Source organism: Prolixibacter sp. SD074, from assembly GCF_009617895.1.
Classification (GTDB): domain Bacteria; phylum Bacteroidota; class Bacteroidia; order Bacteroidales; family Prolixibacteraceae; genus Prolixibacter.
The window spans coordinates 892,431-918,782 of the sequence record NZ_BLAW01000001.1; the positions used below are offsets into that span (position 1 = coordinate 892,431).

Genomic DNA, 26,352 nt, shown 5'->3' on the forward strand with positions numbered 1-26,352 from the left:
ATTTTATTCAGCCGGAATTACTCTTCTTTCGATGTTCAGTGGAAGCCGCGAAAGGACTTCGTAGTTAAGGGCATTGCTGATATCGCTAAAGGCCGATACGTTGATTTCGGTGTCGCCCTGTCGCCCGATGATAACTACCTGGTCGCCGATTTTGACTTCAGGAATTGCCGAGATGTCGACAACAACCATGTTCATGTTTACCACACCAATCACATTGCAGCTACGGCCACGAATGAGCACCCGTCCTTTGTTGCTCAGTGATCGGCTGTAGCCAGTGGCATATCCTACCGGGACAAGTGCCGTGAGGGTTTCCTGCTGTGCCAGAAAATGGTTTCCGTAGCCAACAAATTCGCCTGTTTTAATAATTTTAACGGACATCACTTTGCTTTCCCAACCTAAAATCCGGTGTAACGGATCGGTACGGTTTTTCTTGTGGTTAATAAAGTGGATAAAAGTTTCTGCACTCGGCCAAAAGCCATATTGCATAATACCAATGCGTACCAAATCGAACCGTGCTGCCGGATAGACAAAGGCAGCAGCTGAGTTGGCCACGTGCCTGTAACGAGGCCTGATATCGCTTTTTTCCAGGATAGCGCTCATTTGCCGGTAACGCTTTATTTGCTTTTGGATACGAACATAGTTCGAAACACTTTCCGCGCCAGCGAGATGTGTACAGAAACCCTCTACCTCAAAATTCTCTGGTTGCATTTTGATGACATTGATGGCTTCAATCAGCTCATTCATGTTAAGGCCGGTCCGGTTCATACCAGTCTCCACTTCAATGTGGATTTTGGCGGGTTTGCCCAAATTGCGCGCTTCTTCAAGTGCTACTTCCAACCGTTCCAGGTTGAAGACAAAAAACTCAAAATTTTTTTCGATGGCTTCGCGTAAGTGTTCGTTGGAGATGTACCCCATAATAACCACCGTACTTTTTTTTGTCAGGCTGCGGCAAACCCGTTGTGCTTCGTCGAAATTGAAAACAGAAAAATGATTAATTCCGGCTTTTTCAAGCATGGGAACCATCTGCTCAATGCCATGGCCATACGCATTGGCTTTGACAACCGAGGATATTTTGACATTTTTTCCGAGCTTTTTTTTCAAAAACCGGATATTGTTGATGAGGGCGCTTTCTTTTAGCGTAATGACGGAGGTTTCCTGCATGAGAAATGATTGATTTTAGGTTAGCAACATTTTGTAGAGTACTTGAAAAATATTCATCCCGGCACCTAATATATCATCCGGGAAATTGAATTCGGGATTGTGCAACTGAGGTTGCCCGGGGCCGGAGCCTAGCCCGAAGAAGCCACCTTTGTACTTCTGCGTATAATAGGAGAAGTCTTCTGACCATTTAAAAGGTTGTTCCCTGTACCCGAAAGTCAGTCCCGTTTTCCGTGCTGCATCCTCCAGCATGTCGACACATTGGTCATCATTGACCAGTGCCGGGAAATCTTCGATATAGGAGATGACATGTTTCAGTCGTTTGCTATCGGCGGCTTTTTCAACTACCTGCTCGGCAAGCCGCGTCATTTTCTGCATGTCGTTGTTCTCGTAGGCACGAAGGGTAACCATCACTTCAGCGTCGCCCGGTGTGGTGCCAAAAGTAACCTCGCCCATGCGGATGTGCACAATGGTAAGGAGGGCAAGGTTGCTGAATGCTGATTTATTTTCGGCAATTTCCGATAGTCCGTGAATGATTTGTTCGATGGCTCTCACCGGGCTGATTCCATTTTCCGGCTCGGCCGCATGGGATGTTTTTCCCGTTAACCGGATGATCATTCCTTTGGATGCTGCCGAAAAAGTGCCTTTGCGTAAAACAATTTCTCCCTTCGGGATACCCGGAATGTTGTGCAATCCGAAAATATAATCGGGCGCTATATCGGCGAACGCCGCTGATTCAACTACATCGCGGGCGCCCTGCTCCACTTCTTCAGCTGGTTGAAAGAGCAATATGGCCCTGCCTTTCTCCGGACGATTTTCAGCAATGAAAGGTGCGAGGCCAGCCACCATCGACATATGTCCGTCGTGCCCGCAAGCGTGAGATACTCCGTCATTTTGCGAGGCGTAAGGTACATCGGTGTGTTCCGGAATGGGCAATGCATCGAGCTCAGCGCGAAACATCACGGTAGGGCCGGGATGCTTCCCTTCGAAAACGAAGGCTTTTCCGGTGTGGCTTATATCGATGGTTTTATCGGGGTGGTAGCGCTGCACGAATTCGCGGATCCGGGCTGAGGTCTGCTTTTCCCGGTTCGATAATTCGGGGTGTTGGTGCAAAGTATGTCTTAGTTCGATGATGTCCTGAATGGTTGACATAAACCTTCATTTTTAAAATGAAAACGAACAATTTTGAAAGGTGAAGCGGAATGAAACAGCAACTCGCAATTTTTCATGGCTTCCAGGAAGGTCCCTTCCTTCATCAGGTCAGCCTCGAATAATTCCAATTTTCCTTTGGATTCATTGGCTATATCCAGCAGGTGCTGATATTTGGCGGTATTCGATTTATTGCGAACGGTTGTTCTTACGTTGTAGCCTTCGTCGAGCAACTGCTTCAATATCCATGAAGCTACATAGCCCGAACCACCTGTTACGAGAATCGGTTTGGAGGAATCAATTTGCACACTTGTCTTCATACCGTATTATTTTTACATTCGTTTTTTTGAGGCAGTTTGTTTAATAGTCTGAATCGTTTCCTTTTAACAAAGGATACGTGATCGATGTTCTGATGAATTCCGGTAGTGTTAATTATCCGATGGTTTTTGATGTTTTCGTTCCTGTTCCCCAAACCGCCCGTAAATGTGCCCGATAATTTCGTTAGCGCTGGTTTCGATGGGTTTGTTGGTCACATTGATGACGGTAAAACCACCACGTTCGAAAATCATTTTGGCGTATTGCAATTCATCATTAACGATACGTTTGTCGGTATAGCTTGGATTGCTACCATACCCCAGTTGCGAAAGTCGTTTATGTCGCTGTGCGACTAGATAGCTGATGTTAATGGAAAGACCGAAAACCCGACGTGGGTCAACATTGAACAGTTCTTCGGGAGGTGCTATGCCCTTTACCAGCGGGACATTGGCTACTTTCCAGCCAAACATCGATATATACACCGAGAGGGGGGTTTTACCGCTCCGTGAGACACCGGTCAGTATAATTTCCGCGTCTTTTAGCCGCCTGGGATTTAAGCCGTCATCCTGGTTCAAAGCATATTCAATGGCCTCAATACGGTCGTAATATTGCGCATTGATACGCCTGTAAAGACCGGGTACATTCACACTTATCAAACCAATTTTGTTCTCCAGGTAATTGGCCAGAGGCCCCATGAAATCGATTTCCTCTACACCTTCTTCCCGGCAGGACTTTAGCAGTTCATGCCGCAGATCGGAGTTGACCATGGTGTGCGTAATTAAAGCGTTGGTCTTTTTGGCCCGCAAAACCACCTCTTTGATTTTTTCATTGCTTTGGACATTTGGAATAATGATAACCGGGATTTTGTTATCAGGATACTGAATAAGGAGGGACTGGACCATGGTGTGGCCGGCAACTCCCCGGCCTCCGGAAACTACAAAAAGTTTATCGGCCGGTTTTTTCTCAACGTTTTCCATAGCTTTTGTGCTGATAAATAAATTGATTCATTCCGGTAATTCCTGTTTTTCGGGAAAATACCGGATGAGTATTCTTATATATTACGAATAATTCCATGAATTACAGGTGAAGGACGTCCCGGTAAATCACGGAATTAAACTCTGCGTTGAAAAAAGAAACGAAAACCGCGTGCGCGGAACAAGCTATTGTTTCATCTCAGCGTTATTTTTATTTGAACCTTTCAGATAGGCATCAAGGAAAGTCAGGATTTTTCCGTAACCGCTAATTTCATTTTCTTTTTTTCTGAAACCATGGCCCTCATCGGGGAAGACGACATATTCGACCGGAACATTGTTCTGTTTCATCGCGTTGACAATTTCATCCGATTCGACCTGCAGCACACGTGGGTCGTTTTTACCCTGCAGCACCATCACCGGATTTTTGATCTGGTCGGCATGGAACAGTGGCGAAATATTGTAGAGACGAACCGAATCAGCAGTGAAAGGATCACCCATCTCGGCATAAAGCGCTTTCCGGAAAGATTCCCAGTAAGACGGAATGGACTTCAGGGTACGCAACCAGTTGGTAACGCCAAACAAATCGACACCCACTTTGAACTCATCCGGATGGAAGGTCATGGCAGCCATGGTCATGTAACCGCCATAAGAACCGCCGATGATTCCAATTTTTTCCGGATCGATGTAATCGAGTGTTTGCAGGTACTTTTTGCCGTAGATGCAGTCCATTAAATCTTTATCTCCGTGATTCTGATCATCCATCTTGTAGAAGGTTTTTCCATAGCCACTGCTGCCCCGGTTATTCACCGCAAGGATCGCGTAATCGTGGTTCACCAGGTATTGAATCAGTGCGAAGTAACCGGTTCGGGACTGACCTCCCGGGCCTCCGTGTACCCAAATCAACGCAGGCACTTTGTTGTCGGCAGATGCATTGACGGGCTTATAGAAGATAGCCGGTATTTTCAAGCTATCGAAAGAGTTGAACCGTACCACTTCAGCTGAAACCAAATCATCCGGGTTGATGTCCGGGTTCAGCGAGTTGGTCAGTTTTTTCAGATCCTTCGTTTCGAAATTATAGACATAAATGTTGGTGGGAGCCTTGGACGTTCCAACCGAAAGACGCATCATGTCTTCGTTATCCGAAATGGATACACCAAGAATATTTCCATCAGGAATATCCGGAAAGGTGACTTCCTGTCCTGTAGCATTATCCATTACAATAATTTTGGTTCGGGCATCCTCATTCACACCAATTACGCGGTATTTTTCGTTCTCCGAATTGTAGCTGAATGCAACGTCCCAGTCGGTTTGATAAAGCGGCTCGCGGCTTCCGTCAGCAATATTGTATTTTACGAGGTCCATGAACTCCGAATCGGCATCGGTACGGTAGAAGAAGGAACTGCCATCTTTGCTAAAGCCCGATGCAGCATAAATACCCGGGAAATCGGGCTGGGAAATCTCCGTGCGTTGTCCGTTTTTCATACCTGTGAGGAAGAGTTTGGTTTCACTGGTCGTAATATTTTGTGTCAGTGCCAGGTATTTCTCATCCCAGGAGATACCGTCAATCTCGAGTCCATCGTTGTTTTGATAAATCATTTCCGGCTTCCAGTCGCCGATTTTCATTTTATATAAATCGAAGAAACGCGGATCGCGCTTATTCGACAGGTAATACATGGCTGTTTTATCTTTATTCCAGCCGGCGAAATTGGCTTTCTCCTTTTCGGCCGGCGTCAAATCCACAACGGTGCTGTCAGGCGAAAGCAGATAGAGATGACTGATTTCATTCCCACCTTTATCGGCTGAATAGATGATTTGGTCGGTTCCCGGAACATAGTCAACCGGGAAAATAGACTCGACCCTGGAATCGGTTATTTGCTGTTTCGTTCCATCATCGAGGTTGATTTCGTACAAGTTGTAAATCCCTGATTCATTGCTGCATATCAGTAGTTTGGGTTCATCGGCATTAAACTGTCCTCCAAAAATGGATTTATTCTTGTAAAACTGATCGATGGAATACTGTTTTACCGTGCGTTGAGGTTCTGCCGGTTTCTGTTTGCAGGCAAACATAGCAAACGTTATCAGCAGAATGGAAGTGTGAAAGGCTGTTTTTTTCATGAGTTATATTTTTAAGTTGTAGGGTTGTTGTATGCTTGTATTACCGCAGCTTTGTTGCTTGAAGAAATGACTAGAGGTTCTTCCATCTGAAGTATTTACTGCGATAATCAGGGTTAAATCGGGGGCAATTATCAATCTGAACGAAAAATCATGATTCTTCTGTCCTGTGTTTAGTGTTTTATAAATTTACACTCTTTTCGTGAGAATAAAAATAGGAGGAGGAGGGGGATTTTACCTGGTAATTTGGCTAGATGGTCACCTTATCAGGATAACAATTGTTGTATATTTATTGGCATAGAATAATTATCCGGAGTAAAAAAATGAAGGAAGCAGAAGGTTTTGGAAAAAAAACTGCAGATTCCCAATTGAACCTGCAGCATTTGAGTGATAATATATATGGGCACGTTTAAACATGTGGGAGGAAATTCCCTTTTTCGTCTATGAAAAGGGTTTTTTTCTGTTCTCCCCTGGTTAATCTTACCACATAATGTTTAACGTGATCTTCTCCAACGGTTATCAATTCCTTGTCTTTGGAGATGTTCCAATCTTTGTACTGGCTTTTGGCAATCGCATCTTCAATGTTCATTGGTAATTCTATATCTTTTAGCACCTCGCGCATTCTCACCAGATTCCCATTTTTTCCGTAGACTGCATTGATACGGCCACCGTGGCTGGTTTTAATGTAGACCTCGTATTGATCTGGTTTTTTTTCTTTCTTCGCCAATTTCGGATTGATCACATCCCAGCCGTATTTTTTAAAGACATAAGGGAAAGTATGCCATTGAATGGGTTGGCCATCTGCTACATCTTTTTGTACTGCCTGTGTAACGGCTTGAGGAACCTGATTCCGGTCAATGACCAACTTTTCCATTGGTACCTGTACTTTCATCTTCTGCTGTGCGAAGCCCTGCAGGGTAAAGGCCAGCACAATCATACTTGCTAAAATTAACTTTTTCATGACCCCTGAGATTTTGAGTTTAACATCTTTATCCTTTTAATCACTGATTGTAGTGGGCCTGCCATTCGGCAGGTAGCCAGTGGTATATTTTTTCACGCTAACCGGAAGAGAAAAATATTTCCGGAAGCTGTATATCGTTCAGCATCTTTTTTATTCCAGACATGATTATCTTCTTTTTGGCATATCAAACAATGTATTCTGAATTGGGTTGGCGTAGTATCCTCATTTTTAGGATATTTTAGCTGACAAGGGCGTGGTTTAACACTTGTTCAGGAAAAAGCAGGCATATGCAACATTTTGCAACATTTGAATGGTTGTGTTGGTGTGTAATGTATTTATGGATAGTTGGTAACAGGAGTGATTTCTTACAATGCCAACCTGACGGACAGACGGGGAGAGAATGGGACTGATTCCGTGTTAATTTTGAGAGTGCTGGTGTCGTCGAGCGGTACAGTTTCGAATGAGGAGTATTTAATGTTGTAGTTATTGAATAGGTTGAGAATGGAAAATGCCAGCTCGCCCCTGATTTTTGATGATGAAAAACGGTAGGTCACCGAAACATCGGTACGTTGGTAATCGGGTTCGGTATATGAACCCGGGTCAGTCGGATCTGTGTAGAGTGGAAAACCGCTTCCGTAAATATAGTTTGCCGATAAGTAAAAAGGTTTCAGATGAATAATCCCGGCCAGTTTCAGCTCATGTCGTTGATCCTGCGGCGCCCGTTGGTATTCCGTCGTCAGAAATTTTTCTTCTGCTTTGCCCAACGAATAGGAAAGCCATATGGAATGGCCATGAAAGTCCTTTTTCAGGAACAGGTCGATTCCATAGCTTCGTCCTTTTCCGTGTATATGGGTTTGAACTCCGGTTTCCGGGTCGGTGCGGAATTGCGTTAAACCTTCAATATTTTTGTAATATCCTTCCAGGCTGGCCAGAAAGCTTTTTCCATGAAGGGACCAGCCGCTCACATAGTGTGTTGCTTTTAATACCGGAACATCTGTTCCATCGGAGCCAAACCACAGGTATTGATAGTTCCCAAGAGCATCGATAACGGTACTTTTACTGATGAATTGGTTGAAAATACCCCATGCTGCGTTAAACTTCACCGATTGATTGACGGGAATACTGGCTGAAATTCTCGGCTGGATGAACAACTTTTGTTGCTCAAACGGTAAGTCGAACCGAAAACCACCTTTTAACTGAATATTTCCGGGAAGGGCAATGTGATCCTGAGCATAGAAGTTGAGTCGCTGCAAGTCAGCTTTCTGCGATGACAGATTGATTTGTGTTGTATCGTTGACCAACTTCACCTGGTCGGCAATCAGTCCGAAACCTGTTTCCATAGTATGCTGCTTGCTGACTGCAAAACGGTTGGTATTCTTAAACGAAAACTGCGAAACCTGGTTGTCGGTGTTAGAATTGCTCCAGCTAGCCAGTCCTCTTCCCTTGCCAAACCGGTTTTGGTAATCACTTCTAACATTATTATCGAGGCTGGAGTATTCAATGGTCATGCTGGAGGTATTTCCTTTATTCCAGTTCTTTCCGTAATAAATAGCTCCACCCAGCTGTCTGTTATCTTCCTGTGTGGATTTGGAGATATCAAGCTGCGTGTTTGCCTGGTTTAGCGTGTATTTGAACTGGTCTTCACCGCCCAGCAGACTGACGTAGAACAAGTCGCCGCCGTCGCTGCGTGTCGAAAAACGAATATTGGCGTCGTGGAAGGTGTAGTCGGGCCGGATATTTACATTGATGGAGTTTTGTCCTTGTCCGCCGACGGGTTCCATTCCCTGACCACCCGTTGGTGCCGTTGTGGTTCCGGTATATACCACATCATCGGTATTGTAGAGATTGTAATAGGTTTGCCGGAAGGCCAACAGGATGGATGACTTTTTCGAAAGAGGAACTTCCAGCATGCCGTTAGCCGTGACATTGTTCAGTGCCAGGTTGAGCCCGGGTTTGTATGTGGAACCGTTTTTCCCGGCGATATTGATAATGCCGCCAACCCGTTCTCCGTAACGGGCATCATAACCGCCTTTCAGGACTTGAACGTCTTTTACAACCAATGGATTGACCGCACTAATGTTGTCGTTAAAGTTTTTTAGTCCCCACAGCGTAAATCCATCGAAAAGCACCTGACTGTTTCCTTCGTAACTGCCCCAGATGATCAATCCGTTGGATTGCTCGCCAGCCGCCAGAACACCCGGTTGCAATCGTAGCAGATTAAACACCGAGTTGTCGTCGTTTCCGGGAAGAAACTGCACTATCTGGTGATTCAGGCGCATGACACCGGGGGCATCTCCAATTTGTGTTGCCTTCTCTACGACTTTGTTGGCAACAACAATCTCTTTCAATCCAATGCTGGATGGCGTGAGGATGAACCGGTAGTTGTTGCCGGGAACGCAAATCGTATCGAGAATGTAGTGTCCTAAATGTGAAATACGGATGTGAAAAATGCTGTCGGTTGAGGAGATGTAGCGGAAACTTCCTTTTAAATCCGTGGCCAGGCCCTGGTCGTTTATCAAAACATTGGAGTAGGGAAGTGGTTCGTGAGTAATGGCTTCCAAAACTTGTCCCGAAAGAGAAAATGCTTTCGGGGCCCCCGGTTTTTTTTCTTCCGGAAGGATAAGAAAGACATTGCCCCTTTTTCGGTAATTGAAAGGTATACTTTTCAGTAATGCGCCGAATAGTTCTTCGGGAGTATCGAACGAACCGGAAACAGAAACCTGGTATTGAGCCAGGGCGTTGTCATTGAAAGAGAGATGAAAGTTGTATTTATCGCGTAAGCCGATCAAAACCTGGTTCAATGCCGTATTTTGCGCGTTGACTTTATATTTCTGGCCGGAGGCAGAGGTAACAAAGGCTGCAAGAATGAAAATGACGACAACGATTTTTCGCTTCACGGTTTAGTGGCTTTGTTCAATCTGGTATACTTTTTTTGACTGTTTTACAAAGGTAAGGCCAAATGGTTCACAAACATACTGCAGCACTTCGATAACAGGCATATTTCGCGTAAAATTTCCGGTGTAGGTATAGTCCATATTTTCCTTCGCCTTGATTTGAACGTTGTATTGGCGTTCAATTTCCTGGAATACCAGGTTGATTGGTGTTCCGGTAAAGATAAACATATCGTGCATCCAGGCATTGGACTGTTTTACATTGTAATGGGCCACCACCTTCAGGTTTCCGTTCTTTTCCAGGTATGCATGTTCGTCAGGACGAAGAATAATATTCTCGTGTGTAACAATGGATTCGACCCGTACTTTACCTGTAAAACAGGTTACTTTGTAATCATCGCCACGGGCGTAGATGTTGAAGCTGGTACCCAAAACAGTTACCTCACCGTATTTTGAAATTACATCAAACTGTTTTCCTTTTTGTACCTGGAAAAATCCTTCGCCGTCCAGTTTTACAGAACGGGCTACTTTCCACCAGTACGGGTGATAGGTGAGGGTAGAACCTGCATTCAGGTTGACCGTTGAACTGTCGGGAAGAAGGGCCGCTACGTGTTGACCTGCCGGAGCAATAACCTTGTTTGTGTAGAACCTGAGGAAGCTGGCCGTAGCCAATAAAACAATGATGACGGCGGCTGCAGCCATCCGGTAGGAATGTAATCTTCGAATGGGTGTCGACTGCTCCGTTTGGCCGCTCATCTTTTGCGAAAGCGCGTTCCAGACATCTTCCTTCGACCTCGGGTAGGGAAATCCGATCTCAGGATACTGGTCCGGCGGCTTTTCTCGGAAACGGTTGTCGTTATATGGTAAGTTCTTCTTCATTTAATTCTCCATCGTCTTTTTCAGGAATGCCAGGGCATTCTTCATTCTTTTCTCAACAGCTTTGACACTCAAGCCTAAATTAGCGGCTATTTCGTGGTATTTGAATTCATCCATCCGGCTCATCAGAAAAACCGTTCGTTGTTTTTCCGGCATTTGCCGAAGAGCGGTTTCATAACGTTTTTCCAGTTCTTTGTACTGGAGTTGATCTTCCGGACTTTCTTCCTGGTTACGGGATTGGTGATGTTGTTTAATGGAAAAGTTAACAGCCAGTTTGTGTCGGCGGTAGGAACTGACAAACAGGTCGCCGGCCATTTTGTACAACAGGCCTTTAATGTTGTCTGGCTTCACCAGGTATTTCTTTTCCCATAACCGCATGAACGTATCCTGTGCAATATCGGTGGCCAGTTCCGGGTCGCCTGAACGATAGTACACATAATTGCGAATGGCATCAAAATGAGCGTCGAATAATTCTTTAAATTCTTCTTGTGTCAAAGGAACCTTATTTTGTATAGGCGAATTTACAAAACGCTTTTCAATTGTTGCTTTTTAAAGCCCCCGGCGTTACAGCCGGGAGCATGAAAAATGAATTCTGTTGTCCGCCAGAATTCCAAGATGGCGGTTTTCTTCCTGTGCGATGACCTTCGCTTTGACTGTTAAAGCTTTTGTGACAGGCAGAATTCCCGGATGGTCATTTCGGTGGTTCCATCGCTGGTGGTTACTGTTACCACATTGTCACAGGTGCCATCTCCGTAATCCACTACCGCGAATATTACACCGTTTTGCGAGTAGGTAATCTCGCCTTCCGTGATAAAACGGCATTCTCCTGTTTTTATCAGCGGACTGGTGATGACATAACTGTACTCGTTTCCATCCGAATCGGTAACCTGGACCGAACCGGTTATTTCAATCATATCATCTGCCGGATCGAGTTCGGTATCCAGACCGGTTACCCAGGTGCGGGTTTTGTCGGAGATACGTTGAACCGTGGTTCCGTCAGGCATGGTAAAGGTCAGGTTGCTGGTGCAGCTGAATACCTGTTCTGTAACAGCGTCGCCAGTGTAGACGCGGGTAAGGGTACCATCAATACCGATGGAATCGACGCTGAAGTTTTCGAACGTAACGGTTCGGGTACTGCCATCGGTAAACATTGGGGCCGAAATGGTAATGGTGATAGTTCCGCTCAGTATGCGACCATTGGCCAGCACAGTACTGTCGCCGTAATCGATGGCAATGGTTTTGGGGAATGCCGAATCTCCCATGGCAATATTAACATTCGGGCAAACACCATTGCGGTAGCGTTTGTGGAAACTATAGTAATGTCCAAAGCCATGACCTTCGGTCAGATCGGCACTTTTGAGCGCGCTGGTATAGTCGTCAATTGCAGACTCTGCAGTAGAAATGAAATCCACTTCATAATTTACTTCTTCGGAAACTGCTTCTACTGTACTTTGATCGCTTATGATGGCAGAAACTGATTTGGTCAGTTGTGCATCGGTAATCTCGGGTGTAGACTCAAGGTCAGCCGCTTTTTCACTGCAACTAAATAGTGTAACACCTGCTATTACGGCCATTGCTAATACTAGATTTCTCATGTCATTGATGTTTTGGTTAATTAATAATTTTAACCTTACACCGAATGATTGACGAGTTACCCTACCAACTTTTTAATAAATATTCGGTTAACCTGAAAAACTTTTGCCATCCTTGTTGAACACTTTCGGAGATGCACGGTTTGCCATTGTTGTCACAAATAATTCTAATGGTCCATGCTATGTGATTTCGATTGTGGAAAATGAATATATTGTATGTTGTTAGGACACATTGTTGATTTGGGTAGGTGACCAATATTTCTTCTAAGACTTATTCAATGCTTATATTTTTCAACAATTATTGCGTGTTCATTTGGCCTGGCAGTTTTATCTTAGCAATTTATTTTCAGATACGACGAAATGATTGAAATATGTGCCATTGCATCGGGGAGTAACGGAAATTGTTATTACGTGGGAAATGAGACGGAGGCTGTGCTCATTGATTTGGGAATATCGACCAAACAGGCGGTGCAGCGAATGGCCGAAAAAGGACTGGATTTGCAGAAGATTAAAGCGGTTTTCGTTTCTCATGAACACGCCGATCATGTGCGCGGTGTCCGGGTATTCTCTAACCGATATAACATCCCGGTTTATTTTACGGCACAAACCTATCTGAAGCTCTCCCGGAGAGTGCAACCCAACAGTCCTCGTTTTTTCAAACCCGGCGAGTCGGTTTCTATTGGTTCTATCACGGTACATTCTTTCCTGAAAAATCACGATGCCGTAGAGCCTTGCAGTTTCAGTATTCAGTTGGATGACAAATACATTGGCGTGTTTACCGATATCGGGGAACCCTGCGAGAATTTACATCACCATTTCACACACTGTCAGGCGGTTTTTCTGGAAACCAACTACGACGAACCGATGCTGATGAATGGTCCGTATCCATATTATCTAAAACAGCGGGTTGGATCGAAAAACGGGCATTTGTCAAACTTTCAGGCGCTAAATTTAGTACAGGAAAAAGCAGGAGAGGAGTTGGTCCTGATTTTTTTGTCCCATATTTCGGCTGAGAACAATACGCCGGAGCTGGCAATGGAGTCATTCAGTTTGTTATCAGATAAATATGATGTGCGGTTAACCTCGCGCTATGCGCCAACCGATGTGGTCAGAATTGAATAGTTGAGATTCATTCTTTTCTGCATTATGTATATATTTGTTACGCTTTACAATGAATAATAGGGTGCTTTTGGCTTTCGCCGAAAGCATTCGCGATAAGCATTTAATAAAATATTTGGGATAAAATCATGGCTGAATTTAAGTACCAAAAACCTTTTCCTGTAAAGGAAGAAAAGACGCAATACCGTCTTCTGACAAAAGATTTTGTATCTACCGTGGAGTTTGACGGCCGTAAAATTTTGAAAGTGGATCCGAAAGGCCTTGAATTGCTGGCACAGGAAGCGATTGCTGACGTATCGTTCTACCTTCGTCCGGCACACCTTGAAAAAGTAGCCAGGATTCTGGACGATCCGGAAGCAACGGATAACGACCGTTTCGTAGCTTACACACTACTGAAAAACTCCGAAGTTTCGGCCAGTGGCGATTTGCCTACGTGCCAGGATACCGGAACCGCTATTGTGATAGCTAAGAAAGGTGAAGATGTTTACACCGGTGTGGATGATGCTGAATTCTTGTCGAAGGGAATTTTTAATACCTACGGCGATCGTAACCTTCGTTACTCGCAAGTGGTGCCTTATACCATGTTCGATGAGAAAAATACCGGGACCAATCTTCCGGCTCAGATTGATGTTTACTCCAAGCCCGGCAATTCATACGAATTCCTTTTCCTGACCAAGGGAGGTGGTTCGGCTAATAAAACGTATCTGTATCAGCAAACCAAGTCGTTGTTGAACGAAGAGTCGCTGACCATATTTATTAAGGAGAAAATCAGGGACCTGGGAACAGCAGCTTGCCCTCCTTATCACCTGGCGATTGTGATTGGCGGAACTTCTGCCGAAGGCAACCTGAAAACGGTAAAACTGGCATCAGCAGGTGATTTGGACAACCTGCCTACTGAAGGAAACGATGGTGGACAGGCATTCCGTGATTTGGAATGGGAGGCCAAAGTGCAGAAAATAGCCGAAGAGTCTGGCATTGGCGCCCAGTTTGGCGGTAAATATTTCACGCACGATGTACGGGTGATTCGTTTGCCACGTCATGCGGCGTCCTGTCCGGTGGGCGTGGGCGTAAGCTGTAGTGCCGATCGTAACATCAAGGCAAAAATTACCGAAGAAGGTATTTTTGTGGAGCAGATGGAAAAAAATCCGGCTCGTTTCCTTCCGGCGAAAGCTCCGGAATTGGCTTCTCCGGTAGAAATTGATTTGGATCAGCCCATGGGCGATGTGCTGAAGGAACTGACCAAATATCCGGTGAAAACCCGTTTGAATTTGAAAGGCACGCTGATTGTTGCCCGCGATATCGCCCATGCAAAAATCAAGGATATGGTTGATAGGGGCGGACCGTTGCCTGAGTATTTTAAGAATCATCCGGTTTATTATGCCGGACCGGCAAAAACTCCGGTAGGAATGCCTTCAGGTAGTTTTGGCCCGACAACGGCCAACCGGATGGACCCGTATGTAGATCTGTTCCAAAGTATGGGTGGTTCCATGATTATGCTGGCCAAGGGAAACCGCTCGAAGGTGGTAACCGATGCTTGTAAGCAACACGGTGGTTTCTATCTGGGTTCCATTGGCGGACCGGCGGCTATCCTGGCCAAGGATAACATCAAATCCGTTGAAGTGGTTGATTTCCCTGAACTGGGAATGGAAGCTGTCCGGAAAATCCGGGTGGAAAACTTCCCGGCTTTCATTATCGTTGACGATAAGGGAAACGATTTCTTCGAAATGTTGTAAATCGGTTTTACACGACATTATATACAAAGCTGCATCATTTGGTGCGGCTTTTCTTTTTTTAAGTTGCAGCAGTAAATAATTGCTGTTGAGTAACCAACATATAATTACTTTGTGGCCGGCTTCTTTTTATCGCTTTTTTGTTAAACGGACATAAACATTCGGGCAAAATTGCGGTTATTCTCTAAGTTATTTGCTGACCATTCTTAACTGGCGGAGTTTTGAAAATATTTTAAAAACAATTTTTCATTATGGAGCAAAATAAACGCAGTAACCGAAAAATACTGCTGGTGCTTTTTGTGGGTGTTCTGATGGGAGCCCTGGATATTTCCATTGTCGGACCGGCCATTCCGTCTATTTCAAAGGATATTGCTGTCAGTCAGCGTTTACTCGGATGGATTTTTTCAATCTATGTGTTGTTCAACCTGGTGGGAATATCGCTGTTTGCCAAGCTTTCCGACCGTTTTGGACGACGGAACATCTACATGCTTTCTGTTTTACTGTTCGCTGTTGGGTCACTTATTGTTGCACTTTCACACACTTTCGAGATGCTTATGGTGGGACGTGCTGTGCAGGGATTTGGTTCGAGCGGTATTTTCCCGGTGGCTTCTGCAGTAGTGGGAGATGTGTTTCCGCCTGAGAAACGTGGCCGGATTTTAGGTTTCATCGGAGCGGTTTTCGGACTGGCTTTCATTATCGGGCCGGTTTTGGCTGGAACCATGTTGTCGTTCTTTCCATGGAACTACCTTTTCCTGATTAATCTGCCAATTGCTGCGCTCATCATGTGGGGAAGCTTCCGCATTTTGCCCAATAAAAGCATTGAAAGTTCTTCGGTACTCGACTGGAAGGGAATTGTTTTGCTTGGACTTTTGCTTGGGGCGTTTGCTTTGGGTATCAACCGTACCAGCACTTTAGGCTTTTTCAGCAGCTTGGCATCCATCCGGGTATTACCCTTTTTAATTGCTTCGCTGGCATTCCTTTTTGTGTTTGTCCGGGTTGAGAAAAATGCAAAAACCCCGGTAGTACGGGTGAATATGTTTCAGGGCCGGCAAATACGATTGGTGGCTCTCATCGCTTTTGGAACGGGAGTTTTGCAGGCTTCCTTTGTGTTTGTTCCCGATTTTGTGGTGGATGTTTTTGGCGTAACTTCGGCGAAAGCCAGCTTCATGTTACTTCCCGCCGTACTCGCCATTGCGGTTGGTTCGCCTCTGTTTGGACGCATGCTTGATTCGCTTGGCTCACGTGTTGTGATATTAATTGGATTAGTTATAGCGACTGTTGGTTATTACCTGATGCATGAAGTGGAAGGGAGCCGCACTTTCTTTTACCTTTCCGGAGCGTTGATTGGCCTGGGGCTTTCGGTTCCGTCGGGAAGTTCGTTGCGCTACATCATGTTAAACGAAGTATCGGCAGCCGAACGTGCCACTACACAGGGGCTGGTGACCATTTTTATCAGCATCGGGCAGATGCTGGGGGGAGCGATCATCGGAGCTGTGACAGCGTCAGAAGAAGGAATTAAAGGTTACCAAAACCTGTTTCTTTATCTGGCGGTGATGATTCTTGCAATGACTCTTTTCTCGGTACGGCTAAAAAGTCGCAAAGTTGAGCTGGCAACCAGCGTCAGGGAATAAAAAGAGGATTTTATCACTGAAAATCTATTCAGCCGAAAGGTTGAAGCCGTCAAAATAAATAGCCAACTCCTTATCGGATGTTGGGCTAAATTTGTGATATATGGATTGAAAATTTAGGTGTTTTTCTATTTAAATAAGTGAGACAAATATTTTTTTATTTGCTTGCTTCCAGTTTCTTTCTTAAACCGAGACTGGCACGGTTTCTTTTCCGGTTACCGAATTGATATTTTTTTTTGCGTGCGCCGGTATTCTTTTCCGGATCACGCTTTTCGTCACGACATTCATCTGAACAACAACCATCGTACTGAGCCGCACATTCAGGGCACTGAATGAAGAGCAGGTGGCAGGCATGATTGGAACAGTTGGTATGGGTGTCGCAAGGTTTGCCGCATTGATGACAATGCGAAATGACTTGACCGTCCACACTTTCGCCCATTCGCTCGTCGAATACAAAGTTTTTACCTACAAAGCGTGAGGTAATATTTTCAGCTTTGATTTGTCGGGCATATTCCAGAATTCCACCGTGCAGCTGGTTTACATCGTTGAAACCAAAATGACGAAGGTAAGCGCTGGCCTTCTCACAACGAATACCGCCGGTACAGTAAAGTAGTATTTTCTCATCTTTCTTATCCTGCAACTGCTCTGCCACCATTTCAATCTCTTCGCGGAAAGTATCTGCTTCAGGACAAATGGCACCTTCGAAGTGGCCAATTTCACTTTCGTAGAAATTGCGCATGTCCACAATGATGGTATCATCTTTACCGGCTAGTTCATGAAATTCCAGCGCACTGAGATGTTTTCCTACATTGGTTACATCAAAAGTTCGTTTATCAAGCCCATCGGCCACAATTTTCGGACGAACTTTAACGGTCAGTTTGTAGAAGGATTTGCCGTCGTCTTCAATGGCGTATTTTATGGGAATATCCTTCAATAAGTCGAATTTTATCAATGTTTCCATGAAGGCTTCCATGGTGTGTCCAGGGACACTCATTTGCGCATTGATACCTTCGCGGGCAATATAAATGCGCCCGAAACATCCCAGCGGGAACCATTCACGATAAAGTTGATCACGGATTTCACCCGGGTTATCAATGTAGTGATAACGGTAAAACGAAATGGTTTTCCGGTTGAAAGTCTCCGCCATCAGTTGCTTTTTCAGCTCTTCCTTATTAATTCGATTGTAAAGAAACATCTTATTGAAATGTGGTCTAAATTAATATAGTGCAAAGGTAATTTTTTCGGGAATTTTCACAAATGGCTTGTGTTGATGCAGGCAAAAATTTCGTCGCATAAAAAAAACCGTAGCCAGGCGGATACGGTTTTGTATACAGTATGGAAGGATGTTCTCCTCCGAAAAGTTACTCAAATATGTGTTTACCCACAGCAGCCTGCAGGTCATATACGCTTAATGCATAATCAATTTGGGACTTGAGTAGTAGTAACTGGCTGTTCGACACGGCTGTGGTGGCATCCAACAAATCAAGGTTGGTAATGACGCCCGCCTTGTAGCTGGTTTCGGCCAGAGAAAAGGCGTCACGCGCCTGTTTCAGCTGGAGTTCGAACTGTTTTACCTTTTGCTCTGCTGTTTCGACATTTGCGGAGTTTTGAATTACATCACTTGCTACTTCCCGTTGTAACCGTTCTGTTTCGTAAATGGAAGTTTGTATCCCTGATTTAGCCAGTAGTCTTTGATTTTTGTTTCGGTTTGCATCAAAAATCGGAATGTGAAAATCCAAACCAGCTACATAGTTTGGTTTGAACTGATGCAGGTCTGGAATGTAACCGTTTTTTGCTCCGGCCGAAACAAAGGCTTTCAGACTGGGTGTATTCTCCGATTTAATCAGATTCAAATTTAATTCTGCTAACCGAATTTTTTCGCGGGCAATCTTCATTTCATCACGATTGCGGACAGCCAGGTTGATCATGGTATCAGGAAGGATAGCCGGTCGTTCTACGGTCAGCTTTTCCTTCACAAAATGATGCGTTGTTTCTGGTTCTCCAAGAAGCGTGTTTAGCACAGCCTGCTGAACACGGATAGACGACAGAATATCCAGTTTCTCACTTTTCACTCCGGAAATTTTCACTTTCGTGGAAAGTTCCTCGTATTGGGTTGCCGAGCCGGTTTTTCTCTTTTTTACGATGAAATCGAGATGGTGTTGCAAATTGGCCAACTGCTCGTTTTTGATATCAATCGCATCCTGCAGGAAAAGCAAACTGTAGTAGGTATGAATAGCGCGGATAGTCAATTGTTGCTTTACCTGTTGCAGCGTTTGTTGTCCAAGCTTTTTGGTTTCCTGCTGATAAGCTATATTTGCAGCGGTTTTTCCAAAATCGGAGATGGATTGACTGACATTGATAGTTGCCGCATAATTATCATTCGGATTCATTTGAATTTCTCCGGATCCGGGCAGAGTAAATTTGGTCACAGGCCCAATGTGCGAATAACTGGCATTGGCACTTACGTTGGGGTAATGTCCCGAGCGGGCCAGTTCGATTTGCGTGTCTGCTCTTTTTACGGCTTCTTCAGCTTCTTTTACCGAAGGATAACTGCTGACAACTTTGCTGATGATGCTGTCCAGCGAAAGCGAATCGGTTGCCGTTGTCTCCATAGCGACCGCTTCAGTTTGTGCCTGTACAGGCTGATGAAATGCCATTAGTGTGGCAATGAGCAATAGTAAAATAGGGTATTTCTTAATCATGATTCACTCGATTTTTAGCTTCCAGTTTTTTCCTGGTATGTAGCCAGAAAACCGGTATTCCACCAATTATTGTGATGATAGCGGCTATCAAAAAGTCATCGTCAATCCCCTGAATGAAAGCTTCACTGCTTACGTGACCGATTAGTAGCGATTTTGCCTGCATAGCCGCAGTTCCCATGGAACTTCCGGTTGTATGCTGAATGTAACCAGTCATGTTTTGGGTCACCTGATGAAAAGTTTCTGAATTCAGATTCAGGGCTTCACCATAAATTGTGGAATGGTATTTTGTTCGTGAGGTAAGAAGAGTTGCGAGAATTGCTACACCAAAACTTCCTCCCAACTGACGAATGACATTAAATAATCCGGATGCCTGTGCCATCTGGTCCCTCGAAATCTCGAGGAGGGAGATTGCACTCAGCGGGGTAAAGATGATCCCCATCGCCAGTCCCCGAATGTACAGGGAAAGCATGATATAGTTGTGCTCAGTAAGCCTCGAAAACAGACTATTTAGGTAGAAGCTGAGCGCCAGGAGGATAATCCCCAGAATTACCGGAATCTTAGCATTAAACTTATCGGCAAACCGGCCGGCAAGCGGTGAGGCAGACCCCTGAATAAACCCAATGGGCAGGAAAACGGCCCCCGCCTGAATAGCTGTGTATCCCAGTGAATTTTGCAAATACAGGGGCAACAGGAACGTACTTCCGAACATGCCAATTCCGAAGATGAACATGATGAGATTGCTAATGGCAAAATTATGGTTTTTCAGCAATTTCAAATCCACCAATGGTTTTTTCACATTTAATTCAGTAACAATAAACACTGTCAAAGCAATAGCCGATATGGCAAAACAGGCCAGAATCAATGGGGCATGCCATCCTCCACTGTTGGTCGCCGCATTTCCCTCCGACAAGGCATAGAGCAACACGGGCAGAAAAATACTTACCGACAAAAAGCCGATCAAATCAAATTTTCCCACCTTGGGGTTGATGTATTCCTTCTGGATGATCACGGTGAAGATCATACCGATGATCCCTATCGGGACATTGACGTCGAACATGAGCTCCCAGCTGAAATTATCGACCAGGTACCCCCCAATCAGCGGGCCGAACGAAACCGACGCCGCCGCCGAAATAGACCAGAATCCAAGGGCTGTTCCACGTTGTTCCGGCGGAAATTCGCGGGTGATGATGGCCATCCCGATAGGCATTAGGGAACCGGCTCCTAATCCCTGGATAACCCGGGAAAAAATAAGCATATCCTCGTTGCCCGACATTCCACACATCATGGAACCGAAAGTGAACAGGAACAAACCGAAAAAATACATTCGCTTGTGCCCAAACCGGTCGGCAAACCAACCGGAAGTTGGAAGCATGACGGCCATGGCCAGCATGTAAGCTGTCAGTACCCATTCTATTTTATCGATGTTCACACCAAAGGAGGCCATGATCTTTGGTAAACCCACATTAACAATGGTGGCATCCAATACCGCCATAAAGGTTCCGATCATAACATTTCCCAAAACCCACCAACGATAAAACTTACTTTTGGGATGATACGATGAGTCTCTGTTCCGGAGAATCCGCCTGATTCGGTGGGCAAGCGTTATTTTCCGTAAATGGCTCATTGTCTAATAATTTTAATGACTGATGACATTCCGGCCATCAGATTGAATTGACTGATTTCTTCGTTGTTATCTGCTTTGTCGATTGATATTTTTACCGGGACACGCTGCGTAACTTTCGTAAAGTTTCCGGAAGCGTTGTCTGGCGGAATGAGTGCAAACTGCGAAGCGGCGTTGGAACCGATGTAGAAAATCCTTCCAGAAAAAGTTACTCCCGGATACGCGTCGATGGTGAATTTGGCCTGTTGGCCATTTTTGATTTCACCAACGTTGGTTTCTTCCAGGTAAACGGTTATCCAGTAATCATGATGGTTCGAAATGGTTACTACCGATTGGCCAGGTTGTGCCATATCGCCTTGCAATAACCAACGCTTGGCTATGACTCCGCTAATGGGGGCGTAAAGTTTGGTATTATCTAACGAAGCTTCAATTACACCTACTTGTGATTTGGCTGTATTAATAGCAGCTTTGGCACTTTTAATCTGCGATTGCACCACCTGAAGCTGTTTGAGCGCGGCCTGATAAGTAGCTGACGACGCTTCAAAAGCCTTTTGCAAATGCTCATACTTCTCCTGTGTGATTACTCCGCCATTGAATTGCGTTTTTCCACGATCCAAATCATCTTTGCTTTTGCTCAGGTTTACCTTCAGCACCTTCAGGTTTTCTTTATAATATTCGTATTGTGCCTGTGCCTGGACCAATGCTGTTTGCGCCTGTTCAACCGCGGCCTCAGCCTGAACTTTTTGAGCCAGCAAATCAGTGCTGTCCAGTTCGGCCAAGAGTTTTCCTTTTTGTACAGTGTCTCCTTCATCCACATACATCTTTTCGATGCGTCCCATCATCTTGGCGCTAACGGCAACCTTGTCCGCATCTACATACGCATCATCCGTTTTGATATAATGCGTGTATTCTTTGTAATAATACCATCCAATGCCTAAAACGACGGCAATTACAATGGCCAGGGGAAGGTAAACCCTGACAACCTTTCCTTTTTTCTGATTCTTTTCGGTCATATATTCTTTATAGCTATTTTTTAATTTCTACTTCAAAATTCCCCGAATAAAAACTTCGGTAAACAAATTTGTTTTCTCCAGGAGCACAGAGTACTCTTCGTCATCCAGAAAGAAGTATTCCTTATTTTTAATGAAGGTACTTCGCAGTCCCCGAAGTATATCGATAAATAAAGCAGCCAGTTCGTCGGGATCATCCTTTCGAAATAAACCACTCTCCATTCCCTGTTTTAATACATCACTCATGATTGTAGTCTCTTTAGCTTTCGAACGTATCCATGACTCGTTCATGAGCGTTTTGAATTCCATGAGATTACTCATCTTAAACCGACTGAGATTTAAAAAGGTGCGGAACAATTCCATCCGGGTTTTCACAAAGTTTCGAATCATTTGATCGGGAACCCCTGATTGTTCCATATTGCGTCGGAGATTTTTGATGAATTCATCGTGCTCCTTATCAACAACATGAATATAAAGATGCTCCTTGTCAGGGAAATAGTAATAGAGCGAAGCTTTGGAGATACCCAGATCTGAAGCAATTTCACGCATGAACGTTTTTTCCAGACCATAAATTCCGAAACGTCGCTGTGCCGCCTCAATTATTCGATTGAGTTTCTCTGTGTTTCCTCCGGTATGTTTTACCTGAACCATTCTCTTATTCTATTTGACCTTATTGTTAGAAGGGTCAAAAATAATACAATCATATCGTAGAAATGTTTCGTAAATCTTAAATATTTAGCGGAAGATAAAAGAATCTATGTGATCATTTTTTAACAACATTATGACAATAAGTGCCTTGAATACTTAAGGTGAAGTCAAGAATATTTGATGTTCCTTCACCTAAACTGTTATTTATTAATAGCTCTGTTCGGGTAGACGGATGTACAAGTGGAATATTTTATTTGGAAGGATTTTTTAACAAAATAGGGTGATTTTAACCGATGGGATGCAGTACACTGAAAAGGGTCATGAATCCGGAAAACAGCGTAATCAAGATACAGATTTTCTGAAACAAGCTGACCGAAACAACCCGACTGAGCTTTTGACCAATGAGAATCCCAAAAATCATGATGGGAAGTTGAAAGGCTGTTATTTTCAGTGTTTGAACGGTAAGCATATGACTGAAGGCATATCCGATGATGGCCAGTGTAGCAGTTGCAATATTGAAATAGGCGAACTTGCCCCGAAAATCGTCGTTGGAAACATTGAGTGAGGTGAGAAAAAGGGCAAGGGGAGGACCACTGATGGACGTGAAGCCTCCGAGAAATCCGCTGGTCAAACCAGCCGTTACTGAACCGCGTAAAGGATCTTTGATTTTAAAACGAAATCCTTTTAAAAAGGCAACGGAAACAATAATAAGCATTGCTCCCACAAATATTTTGAACGGACGATCTTCGATGAAATTCAGTAATATCACACCAGGGATGGTTCCGATAACTCCCCAGATTGGGATCTTCAGGGTGTACCGGTTTAGTTTCAGGTTCGGTATTTTCAAAATAATCTGCGTGGAAGTAAGCAGGTTAAACAGGGTTAGTACCGGGATGACTACTTTGGCCGGATAAAAAATGAGCAGAAAAGGCATGGCAAGCAGGGCAAAGCCAAAACCTGTCAAACCCTTTAGTACTGATGCAAATAGTATGACTATTGCGATGAATACCCATTCCATAGTTTTTGGTTAATTGAGAACCAGGATGGAGGAGACGGAAACTAGGGTCCAGAGAACCAGTCCCATCAGGACGGGCCACCATCCTGCTGATTTTATGTCTTTTTTCGAAATTCCTGCTCCGATGAAGAGCAGCGCCACCAACAAGCTCTTTTCTCCCAGCCTTCAGCCAGCTCAGATGTTTAAAAGTACGGCTTCTTTGAGAGATATAATGAGCAACATTCATGGCTACTACAAATAACGGAATGAACCACGGAATGTTGATGCGGTTATCATTTTTATTTTGTTAATACTGCGATGAGGGCGACTAATTCTTTTACTATACTAATATTAATGCAAAGCTACACCGAAGTCATAGGGAAAACAAATAACTAAATATTATTGGTTATAATGATATGTTATTGTTTTGAATAGAGTCGATAAAACATTTAATTTTTCCGGTTTTAGCGGGATATAGAGTTATGTTATAACCTGGTGTTATTGGTCATAAAGAAATGGAAGCAAAATAATAAACAGACATGTCATATTTTTGAGGCGTCTAACAAAAAGAATATAGAAATATGCTTCAGCGAAAAAGAAAGGTGCATGTAATTCATGGTGTTTTATTTGTGGTGTTGTTTGCTTGTTCTGCTTTTTATATATCAGAATTTAAAATAATAAGGTATCTGTCATTCAGCCCTCTTATTATAGGTATTGTATTAGGTATGTTATATGGTAATACTTTAAAAAAGCATATGCCGGAAGAGTGGTTACCGGGAATAAATTTTAGCTCGAAAAAGATTTTACGGCTGGCCATTATTTTATACGGTTTTAAATTGACTTTTCAGAATGTCCTGGATGTCGGTATGTCCGCTATCATTATTGATATTGTCATTATTACCGTGACGCTGGGACTCGGAATATTACTGGGTAAATTAATGAAGATAGACAAGGAAATTGCCTTGTTAACCAGTACTGGAAGTGCTATTTGTGGTGCAGCAGCAGTGTTGGGTATGGAGTCGGTGTTGAATAACAAACCGTATAAAACTGCTATTGCAGTATCTACTGTGATTATTTTTGGAACAACGGCTATGTTTTTGTATCCCGTGTTATATAGGAGTGGAATTTTGCATCTGACTAGCCAGCAATGGGGACTTTATACCGGTGCTACAGTGCATGAAGTTGCCCATGTGGTAGGAGCCGGGAATGCAATGAGCAAAAGCATTTCAGGAACTGCTATTATCGTAAAAATGATACGGGTTATTTTTTTAGCTCCGGTACTGTTAATATTTGCGTTTATTGTTGCAAAATCAAAACGAACTGTAGGTGACTCATCTAAAACTGCTAAAATTACCATTCCCTGGTTTGCCTTTGGATTTTTGGCTGTTATCGGATTTAATTCCTTTAATTTGCTGCCGAAAGACTTGGTTAGTGTAATTAACTATATCGACACGTTTTTGTTGACTATTGCTATGACGGCTTTAGGAATGGAAACTCATCTTAAGCAATTTAAAGAAGCAGGTATTAAACCCTTTATATTAGCGTTTATATTATTTATATGGTTAATTTTAGGAGGACATTTTGTCGTTAGATATTTATCGGCATTGTAGAAAAAACTTGTGTGATTAGAACGTAGATTCATAACGAATTGTTATGATATACCAAAGAACGTTTAGTAACTTCCGGCTTGGCCATTGTGGCCAGGCCTTTAAAATTACATGCGATTGGTAATTGTTGTCAGGGCACAGTTGATTATTTACTTTGTGTATAAATATTTATATTGCTGTTAGTCAAAATGATGTATTATAGTTTTTCGTGAAGTCGACAAAGTACTTTACGTTTCCGGTTAGCGGTCCTTTGGGGTAGGCAAAGCGGAATTTTCGTTTGATATTCAGTCCCTTCACTGGAATTATTTTCAGAGTGTTAAGTTGAATTTCCTTATGGATGGCATTCACAGAAACGAGACCGATTCCGTTGAAGCGGGGAAGAAAATTTTTGATGGCTTCCGTACTTCCCAGATGAAGAATGACATTCAGCCGGTCGAGCGGATAGCCGGCACTTTTCAGGTATTGCTCAATAACTTCCAGTGTTCCTGAGCCTCTTTCGCGTACTACCAACGGAATGTGCTGAAGTTCGGCGAGTGTGCCGTTCGCATTCCGGCCAAATTTGCAAGTATGGCCTGCAATGACCACAATTTCGTCATCCGAAAAATCAACGTACTGCAAATCGGTTTTGCTGGAATAGTTTTCTACCATTGCTAAATCAATCCGGTTTTCCTGCAGTTTTTGCTCCATCTCAAAGGAGTTGCCGTTGATTAAACTGACCTCAATATCGGGGTAGCGGGTATGGAATGCCGCGATAACTTCGGGAATTACATACTGCGAAATGGTGGAACTGGCTCCTAATCGCAGTGAACCGGAGAAGGTTTGCTTTAGGGTACCGAGTTCGTATTGCAGTTCATCGTAAAGGATGTGTGTTTTCTGGGCATACCGGTATACGATTTCTCCGGCTGCTGTCAAGGTTATTCGGTTTCCTTTTCGGTTGAAGAGGGCGAGGCCCAACGTGTTTTCCAGTTCACGAATGTGACGGGTAACAGCAGGTTGACTGATGTACATCTCCTGGGCTGCTTTGGTAAAACTCAAATTATTGGCGACAGCCAGAAAAACCTGGTAGCGGTAATCCATGCGATTGTTTTAAAACGTCCACATCAAAAATAGAACGAATTTTGGGTGAATAGTCTTTTTCATGAAAAAATCCTGAACAGGATTGCTTGGCAACTACCTGTCCAGGATTTAAAATGATAATAGAGTTCGTCTTTACTCAGTATCGTTTATTCATATACCGAAAAAGCATCAGAGTTTTTCGGCTATTA

General features: G+C 43.9%; 21 protein-coding genes. 4 read left to right on the forward strand and 17 right to left on the reverse strand.

The features are described 5' to 3' along the window. Positions 1-3: 3 nt before the first annotated feature. From alr to GJU82_RS03900, 10 genes are all read right to left on the reverse strand, one after another. Positions 4-1,161, reverse strand: coding sequence for an alanine racemase (alr, locus tag GJU82_RS03855; RefSeq protein ID WP_153630945.1), 1,158 nt, complete (start codon positions 1,159-1,161; stop codon positions 4-6). A gap of 15 nt (positions 1,162-1,176) precedes the next feature. Then, the gene (locus GJU82_RS03860; protein WP_153630946.1) at positions 1,177-2,310 is read right to left on the reverse strand and encodes an amidohydrolase; all 1,134 of its coding nucleotides are present in this window, start codon (positions 2,308-2,310) and stop codon (positions 1,177-1,179) included. Beyond that, complete coding sequence (locus GJU82_RS03865) at positions 2,280-2,627, reverse strand: NAD-dependent epimerase/dehydratase family protein (RefSeq protein ID WP_153630947.1); 348 nt, start codon at positions 2,625-2,627, stop codon at positions 2,280-2,282. Before GJU82_RS03865 ends, GJU82_RS03860 begins: the two co-directional genes overlap by 31 nt. A 108-nt stretch (positions 2,628-2,735) precedes the next feature. Beyond that, entirely contained in the window at positions 2,736-3,599 is an 864-nt protein-coding gene (locus tag GJU82_RS03870) for a pyruvate, water dikinase regulatory protein (protein ID WP_153630948.1), read from the reverse strand. Positions 3,600-3,782: 183 nt separating this feature from the next. Further along, entirely contained in the window at positions 3,783-5,711 is a 1,929-nt protein-coding gene (locus GJU82_RS03875) for an alpha/beta fold hydrolase (RefSeq protein WP_153630949.1), read from the reverse strand. A gap of 406 nt (positions 5,712-6,117) precedes the next feature. Then, on the reverse strand, positions 6,118-6,669 hold the full coding sequence (locus GJU82_RS03880) for a hypothetical protein (RefSeq protein ID WP_153630950.1): 552 nt from the start codon (positions 6,667-6,669) through the stop codon (positions 6,118-6,120). A gap of 365 nt (positions 6,670-7,034) precedes the next feature. After that, positions 7,035-9,566, reverse strand: a complete 2,532-nt coding sequence (locus GJU82_RS03885; RefSeq protein ID WP_153630951.1) for a TonB-dependent receptor plug domain-containing protein — start codon at positions 9,564-9,566, stop codon at positions 7,035-7,037. Positions 9,567-9,569: 3 nt separating this feature from the next. Continuing rightward, complete coding sequence (locus GJU82_RS03890; protein ID WP_153630952.1) at positions 9,570-10,439, reverse strand: FecR family protein; 870 nt, start codon at positions 10,437-10,439, stop codon at positions 9,570-9,572. Then, positions 10,440-10,931, reverse strand: coding sequence for an RNA polymerase sigma factor (locus tag GJU82_RS03895; RefSeq protein ID WP_153630953.1), 492 nt, complete (start codon positions 10,929-10,931; stop codon positions 10,440-10,442). Between the two features lie 161 nt (positions 10,932-11,092). Continuing rightward, positions 11,093-12,031, reverse strand: a complete 939-nt coding sequence (locus tag GJU82_RS03900) for a hypothetical protein (RefSeq protein ID WP_153630954.1) — start codon at positions 12,029-12,031, stop codon at positions 11,093-11,095. A gap of 357 nt (positions 12,032-12,388) precedes the next feature. On the opposite strand from GJU82_RS03900, the gene GJU82_RS03905 reads away from it, so the two are divergent. The 3 genes from GJU82_RS03905 to GJU82_RS03915 all read left to right on the forward strand — a co-directional run bounded on the left by GJU82_RS03905 (position 12,389) and on the right by GJU82_RS03915 (position 16,508). Continuing rightward, complete coding sequence (locus GJU82_RS03905; RefSeq protein WP_153630955.1) at positions 12,389-13,150, forward strand: MBL fold metallo-hydrolase; 762 nt, start codon at positions 12,389-12,391, stop codon at positions 13,148-13,150. Positions 13,151-13,275: 125 nt separating this feature from the next. Beyond that, positions 13,276-14,880: a fumarate hydratase gene (locus GJU82_RS03910; RefSeq protein ID WP_153630956.1), complete on the forward strand. Its 1,605-nt coding sequence runs from the start codon at positions 13,276-13,278 to the stop codon at positions 14,878-14,880. A gap of 248 nt (positions 14,881-15,128) precedes the next feature. Further along, positions 15,129-16,508 carry an MFS transporter gene (locus GJU82_RS03915; RefSeq protein ID WP_153630957.1) on the forward strand — a complete coding sequence of 460 codons (1,380 nt, stop codon included), beginning with the start codon at positions 15,129-15,131 and terminating at the stop codon, positions 16,506-16,508. Between the two features lie 154 nt (positions 16,509-16,662). Here GJU82_RS03915 and GJU82_RS03920 read toward each other — a convergent pair whose 3' ends face one another. The 6 genes from GJU82_RS03920 to GJU82_RS03945 form a co-directional block, all read right to left on the reverse strand. After that, positions 16,663-17,700, reverse strand: a complete 1,038-nt coding sequence (locus GJU82_RS03920) for a rhodanese-related sulfurtransferase (protein ID WP_153630958.1) — start codon at positions 17,698-17,700, stop codon at positions 16,663-16,665. Positions 17,701-17,866: 166 nt separating this feature from the next. Next, complete coding sequence (locus GJU82_RS03925; protein ID WP_153630959.1) at positions 17,867-19,207, reverse strand: TolC family protein; 1,341 nt, start codon at positions 19,205-19,207, stop codon at positions 17,867-17,869. Beyond that, positions 19,200-20,831, reverse strand: coding sequence for a DHA2 family efflux MFS transporter permease subunit (locus GJU82_RS03930; RefSeq protein ID WP_153630960.1), 1,632 nt, complete (start codon positions 20,829-20,831; stop codon positions 19,200-19,202). The genes GJU82_RS03925 and GJU82_RS03930 overlap by 8 nt, the downstream gene beginning before the upstream one ends. Continuing rightward, complete coding sequence (locus tag GJU82_RS03935) at positions 20,828-21,841, reverse strand: HlyD family secretion protein (RefSeq protein WP_153630961.1); 1,014 nt, start codon at positions 21,839-21,841, stop codon at positions 20,828-20,830. Before GJU82_RS03935 ends, GJU82_RS03930 begins: the two co-directional genes overlap by 4 nt. Before the next feature lie 27 nt (positions 21,842-21,868). Beyond that, entirely contained in the window at positions 21,869-22,489 is a 621-nt protein-coding gene (locus GJU82_RS03940) for a TetR/AcrR family transcriptional regulator (protein WP_153630962.1), read from the reverse strand. A 283-nt stretch (positions 22,490-22,772) separates the two neighbouring features. After that, the gene (locus GJU82_RS03945) at positions 22,773-23,504 is read right to left on the reverse strand and encodes a sulfite exporter TauE/SafE family protein (RefSeq protein ID WP_153630963.1); all 732 of its coding nucleotides are present in this window, start codon (positions 23,502-23,504) and stop codon (positions 22,773-22,775) included. 557 nt (positions 23,505-24,061) lie between these two features. Between GJU82_RS03945 and GJU82_RS03950 the strand changes: the two genes are divergently transcribed. Next, positions 24,062-25,090: a YeiH family protein gene (locus GJU82_RS03950; RefSeq protein ID WP_153630964.1), complete on the forward strand. Its 1,029-nt coding sequence runs from the start codon at positions 24,062-24,064 to the stop codon at positions 25,088-25,090. Between the two features lie 180 nt (positions 25,091-25,270). Here GJU82_RS03950 and GJU82_RS03955 read toward each other — a convergent pair whose 3' ends face one another. Then, on the reverse strand, positions 25,271-26,164 hold the full coding sequence (locus tag GJU82_RS03955; protein ID WP_153630965.1) for a LysR family transcriptional regulator: 894 nt from the start codon (positions 26,162-26,164) through the stop codon (positions 25,271-25,273). Positions 26,165-26,352 lie beyond the last annotated feature (188 nt).

Bases quoted from the DNA above. Each gene is read 5' to 3' on its own strand.
- GJU82_RS03860 (WP_153630946.1), bottom strand. From the start codon at position 2,310: ATGTCAACCATTCAGGACATCATCGAACTAAGACATACTTTGCACCAA.
- GJU82_RS03935 (WP_153630961.1), bottom strand. From the start codon at position 21,841: ATGACCGAAAAGAATCAGAAAAAAGGAAAGGTTGTCAGGGTTTACCTT.
- GJU82_RS03955 (WP_153630965.1), bottom strand. From the start codon at position 26,164: ATGGATTACCGCTACCAGGTTTTTCTGGCTGTCGCCAATAATTTGAGT.
- GJU82_RS03940 (WP_153630962.1), bottom strand. From the start codon at position 22,489: ATGGTTCAGGTAAAACATACCGGAGGAAACACAGAGAAACTCAATCGA.
- GJU82_RS03905 (WP_153630955.1), top strand. From the start codon at position 12,389: ATGATTGAAATATGTGCCATTGCATCGGGGAGTAACGGAAATTGTTAT.
- GJU82_RS03900 (WP_153630954.1), bottom strand. From the start codon at position 12,031: ATGAGAAATCTAGTATTAGCAATGGCCGTAATAGCAGGTGTTACACTA.
- GJU82_RS03865 (WP_153630947.1), bottom strand. From the start codon at position 2,627: ATGAAGACAAGTGTGCAAATTGATTCCTCCAAACCGATTCTCGTAACA.
- GJU82_RS03870 (WP_153630948.1), bottom strand. From the start codon at position 3,599: ATGGAAAACGTTGAGAAAAAACCGGCCGATAAACTTTTTGTAGTTTCC.
- GJU82_RS03930 (WP_153630960.1), bottom strand. From the start codon at position 20,831: ATGAGCCATTTACGGAAAATAACGCTTGCCCACCGAATCAGGCGGATT.
- GJU82_RS03890 (WP_153630952.1), bottom strand. From the start codon at position 10,439: ATGAAGAAGAACTTACCATATAACGACAACCGTTTCCGAGAAAAGCCG.
- GJU82_RS03950 (WP_153630964.1), top strand. From the start codon at position 24,062: ATGCTTCAGCGAAAAAGAAAGGTGCATGTAATTCATGGTGTTTTATTT.
- GJU82_RS03875 (WP_153630949.1), bottom strand. From the start codon at position 5,711: ATGAAAAAAACAGCCTTTCACACTTCCATTCTGCTGATAACGTTTGCT.
- GJU82_RS03925 (WP_153630959.1), bottom strand. From the start codon at position 19,207: ATGATTAAGAAATACCCTATTTTACTATTGCTCATTGCCACACTAATG.
- GJU82_RS03910 (WP_153630956.1), top strand. From the start codon at position 13,276: ATGGCTGAATTTAAGTACCAAAAACCTTTTCCTGTAAAGGAAGAAAAG.
- GJU82_RS03880 (WP_153630950.1), bottom strand. From the start codon at position 6,669: ATGAAAAAGTTAATTTTAGCAAGTATGATTGTGCTGGCCTTTACCCTG.
- GJU82_RS03945 (WP_153630963.1), bottom strand. From the start codon at position 23,504: ATGGAATGGGTATTCATCGCAATAGTCATACTATTTGCATCAGTACTA.
- GJU82_RS03920 (WP_153630958.1), bottom strand. From the start codon at position 17,700: ATGTTTCTTTACAATCGAATTAATAAGGAAGAGCTGAAAAAGCAACTG.
- GJU82_RS03915 (WP_153630957.1), top strand. From the start codon at position 15,129: ATGGAGCAAAATAAACGCAGTAACCGAAAAATACTGCTGGTGCTTTTT.
- alr (WP_153630945.1), bottom strand. From the start codon at position 1,161: ATGCAGGAAACCTCCGTCATTACGCTAAAAGAAAGCGCCCTCATCAAC.